Genomic DNA, 4,183 nt, shown 5'->3' with positions numbered 1-4,183 from the left:
CAGGCGCCTGGGCCGTCCTGAACGGATTGTCGAAAGGTGTCTCGGTGAAGCGCAGCGCATCCGAGGAACAGGCGCTGACACCGATGGCAAGCAGGCACACCGTCGACAGGCGACGGAGAGCGCGATGATTGATCGATCCGGCTTGGCTACGCATGAACAGAGTACTCGCGAACGACGCAACTCGATGACGGGCATTAAAGTCCCGTTGAGGTTACGAAAGCGTTTCGCCCGCGAATCCCGATTCACTTTTTTGGATTTTTCTCCGGGACTATCGGCAAGGCCCATCGGCGCGTCGGGACGCCGGCCTCGGCTCGGCCGGCATCAGAGGGCGCGCGAGATTCCGGGCACGAGCGGCGGCAGACGCAAGACTGGCCCGGTCGCATGGTCGAACTCGTCGTCACCGACACGCGTGACCACGACGCGCCGCGCGATGCCCTCGATCCGCAAGGCTCCGACAAGGCGCCCCCCGTTCGAAAGTCGCATCAGCAGCGCCTCGGGCACGGTCTGCGTGACGCCATTGACGAGGATGCGATCGAACCGCCCCAGCGTCCGGTCGGGCTGGAATCCATCGGCATGGCGCAGATCGATGAGCTTGCCGAAACCGCTGCCGCTGACACGCTCATGCGCCGCGAGCGCCAGCGAGCGATAGCGCTCCAGCGAAACCACCTCGCCGCCCAGCGCCGCCAGCAGCGTCGACACATAGCCGGAACCGGTGCCGACCTCGAGCACGCGCGCGCCCATCTGCATGTCGAGCGCGCCGAGCAGGTTGGCGACGGTATGCGGCGCGGTCATCGTCTGGCCACAGGGTAGCGGAACGGAGACGTCCTCGCGCGCAAGGTCGGCGAAGCGGGCCGGCGCGAAACGATCACGCGGCACGCGCTCCATCGCGCGCAACAGCGGCAGGTCGCGCACACCCCGCGCCCTCAGCGAGAGCAGGAAGGCCACGGTGCGTTCGCCCTCGCTGGACGGCACCTCCTTGCTCATGCCGCCCTCCCCGGCGCGCTTCAGGCGAAGACCTGCGCAAAGCGGGTCAGCGTCGGCTCATGCGTCAGGTCGAGCTCGAGCGGCGTGACCGAGATGCGGTTCTCGGCCATGGCGCGCAGATCGGTGCCGTTCGCCGGCTCCTTGCGGCTGCGCTGGAAGGCGATCCAGTAATAGGGGTTGCCACGCCCGTCCTTGCGCGGCTCGAGCTTGACCAGCTCCTGGTCGCGCCGGCCCTGCACGGTGACGGAAACGCCCTGCACATCGCCGGGCCCCGCGTTCGGGAAGTTGAGGTTGAAGAGCACGCCCTCGGGAATGCCCTCCTCCAGCAGGCGGCGGATGATGCCCGGCGCATGGTGTTCGGCACAGTCCCAGCGGATATCGGTGCGGTCACCCGGTGAGTAGGCCTGGCTGACCGCGATCGACGGGATGCCGAGCAGCGTCCCTTCCATCGCAGCGGCGATGGTCCCGGAATAGGTCACGTCCTCCGCGACGTTCGAGCCGCGGTTGACGCCCGAGAGCACGAGGTCCGGCCGCGCCTCCGCCATGACCGAGCGCACCGCCATGATCACGCAATCGGTCGGCGTGCCCGCCACGGCGAAGCGCTTCTCGCTGATCTGGCGCAGCCGCAGCGGGTTCGACAGCGACAGCGAGTGGGCGACGCCGGACTGGTCGGTCTCCGGCGCCACGACCCAGACATCGTCGGAGAGCTGGCGCGCGATGCGCTCCAGCACTTCCAGGCCTTCGGCATGGATGCCGTCATCATTGGTGACGAGGATGCGCATCTCAGGCCGCCTTCTCGATCTTGGTCACGCCGCGCATATACGGCGTCAGCGCCTCCGGCACGGTGATCGAGCCATCGGCGTTCTGGTAGTTCTCCATCACCGCGATCAGCGCCCGGCCGACAGCCGTGCCCGAGCCGTTGAGAGTATGGACGAAGAACGGCCCCTTGCCGTCCCTGGTCTTGTAGCGGGCGTTCATCCGCCGGGCCTGGAAATCGCCGCAGACTGAGCAGGACGAGATCTCGCGATAGGTCTTCTGCCCGGGCAGCCAGACCTCGATGTCGTAGGTCTTCTGCGAGGCGAAGCCCATGTCGCCGGTGCACAGCGTCATCACGCGATAATGCAGGTCGAGCCTCTTCAGCACGGCCTCGGCGCAGGCGAGCATGCGCTCATGCTCCTCGCGCGACTTCTCCGGTGCGGTGATCGAGACGAGCTCGACCTTCTCGAACTGGTGCTGGCGCAGCATGCCGCGCGTATCGCGCCCGGCCGAACCCGCCTCCGAGCGGAAACAGGGCGTAAGCGCCGTGAATCGAAGTGGAAGCTCCTCCTCGGAAAGGATTGATTCCCTTGCCAGATTGGTGAGTGGCACTTCCGCGGTCGGGATCAGCCAGTGCTCGTCGCCGGCCCGGAACTGGTCCTCGCGGAACTTCGGCAGCTGCGCGGTACCGAACATCGCGTCGTCGCGGACCAGCAACGGCGGGTTCACCTCGGTATAGCCGTGCTCCTCTGTATGGATGTCGAGCATGAACTGCCCGATCGCCCGCGAGAGCCGCGCGATCTGCTTCTCCAGCACGACGAAACGCGCGCCCGAGAGCTTGGCCGCCTTCTCGAAATCCATCTGGCCGAGCGCCTCGCCCAGCTCGAAATGCTGCTTCGGGTCGTTGACGCCCTTGAGCAGCCCCCGCTCCTCCGGCTTCTCGCCATGCGCATGCAGCACGACGTTGCCGTGCTCGTCGGCGCCAACCGGCACATCGTCGAAGGGCGTGTTCGGGATGGCGGCGAGCTTCTCGTCGAGCGCCTCCTTGGCGGCCTTCTCCTCGGCCTCGAGCGCCGGCTGCTCTTCCTTGAGCGCCGCGACCTCGGCCTTGAGCTTGTCGGCGAGCGCGACATCCTTCGCGCCCATCGCCTTGCCGATCTCCTTGGAGAGCGCGTTGCGGCGTTCCTGCACGGCCTGCGCCTTGGCGATGGCCGAGCGGCGGACATCGTCGAGCGCGAGCAGCGACGACGACAGCGGCTCCAGGCCCCGTCGCGTCAAGCCTCCATCGAACGCCGCGGCGTTCTCGCGAATCCATCTGATGTCGTACATCGTCGTCCGGCCATGCATCGCTGCGGAATGCAGCGCAGGATGCTCTAGACCGGGATCGCGCGCGAGGGAACCACCGAGATCGGCAATCGACGCGCCAATCGCGTCATGGTCGGGCCCATCTCGACCATCCTGGTCTTCGCGGATGCAGCACTCGGGACGCGGATGCTCGCGACGAGGCGAGCATGACGCCGGCGTCCTTACTCCGCGGCCTCTTCTGCCGCCTTCGCGGCCTCGCCCTTCTTCTCGACACGGCGCACCGAGAACACCGAGAGCTCGTAGAGCAGCATCATCGGGATCGCGAGCATCAGTTGCGAGATCACGTCCGGCGGGGTCAGCACCGCCGCCACGACGAAGACGAAGACGATGGCGTAGCGGCGCTTGTCCTTCAGGAACTGCGAATCGATGATTCCCGCCTGGCCGAGCAAGGTCAGGATCACCGGCAGCTGGAAGGCGATGCCGAAGGCGAAGATCAGCGTCATGATCAGCGAGAGATACTCGCTGACCTTCGGCAGCAGCGCGATGCCCGCCTGCGTCTCGGTCGCGGCCTGCTGCATGCCGAGCGAGAACTTCATCAGCACCGGCATGGCAAAGAAGAAGACCAGCAACGCACCCAGCGTGAAGAACAGCGGCGTCGCAACCAGATAGGGGGCGAAGGCGGCCTTCTCGTTCTTGTAGAGGCCGGGCGCGACGAACTTGTAGACCTGCGTCGCGATCACGGGGAACGCGAAGAAGCCGGCGCCGAAGGCCGCCACCTTGATGTGGGTGAAGAGCAGCTCGAGCGGGCCGGTATAGATCAGCTGCGCATTGGCGGCGCTGCCCGCTGCCCAGACATAGGGCAGGACCAGGATGTTGTAGATCTGCGTCGAGAAGCCGAAGCAGACGAAGAACATGATCAGGAAGGCGATCAGCGACTTGATCAGCCGCGAGCGCAACTCGATCAGATGCTCGATGAGCGGCGCGCGCGAGGCCTCGATCTCGTCCTCGCCCTCGCGAGGATTGGCGACGCTCATACGGAAGTCTCCTCGCCCTTGGCGGCCTTGCGCTTGCGGGCAGGCTTGGTGGTCACGGCAGCAGGCTCGGCCGCTTCGGTGGCCGTCTCGGCAGCCTTGGCCTT

General features: G+C 66.4%; 4 protein-coding genes. All 4 read right to left on the bottom strand.

Going from position 1 to position 4,183, the window contains the following annotated elements; genetic code table 11:
* Positions 1-321: 321 nt before the first annotated feature.
* Entirely contained in the window at positions 322-984 is a 663-nt protein-coding gene (locus ACIPIA_RS11335) for a protein-L-isoaspartate O-methyltransferase family protein (RefSeq protein WP_400509531.1), read from the bottom strand.
* Between the two features lie 20 nt (positions 985-1,004).
* Positions 1,005-1,766, bottom strand: a complete 762-nt coding sequence (gene surE, locus ACIPIA_RS11330; RefSeq protein WP_400509529.1) for a 5'/3'-nucleotidase SurE — start codon at positions 1,764-1,766, stop codon at positions 1,005-1,007.
* A gap of 1 nt (position 1,767) precedes the next feature.
* Positions 1,768-3,069, bottom strand: coding sequence for a serine--tRNA ligase (gene serS / locus ACIPIA_RS11325; RefSeq protein WP_400509527.1), 1,302 nt, complete (start codon positions 3,067-3,069; stop codon positions 1,768-1,770).
* Between the two features lie 197 nt (positions 3,070-3,266).
* Positions 3,267-4,079 (bottom strand): twin-arginine translocase subunit TatC, encoded by an 813-nt coding sequence (tatC, locus tag ACIPIA_RS11320; protein ID WP_400509525.1) that lies wholly within the window; start codon positions 4,077-4,079, stop codon positions 3,267-3,269.
* Between the last annotated feature and the right edge of the window lie 104 nt (positions 4,080-4,183).

Origin of the sequence: Allobosea sp. CER48, assembly GCF_044752385.1 — a bacterium.
Lineage (GTDB): Bacteria > Pseudomonadota > Alphaproteobacteria > Rhizobiales > Beijerinckiaceae > Allobosea.
This window is presented reverse-complemented; position numbering and strand designations above follow the sequence as displayed.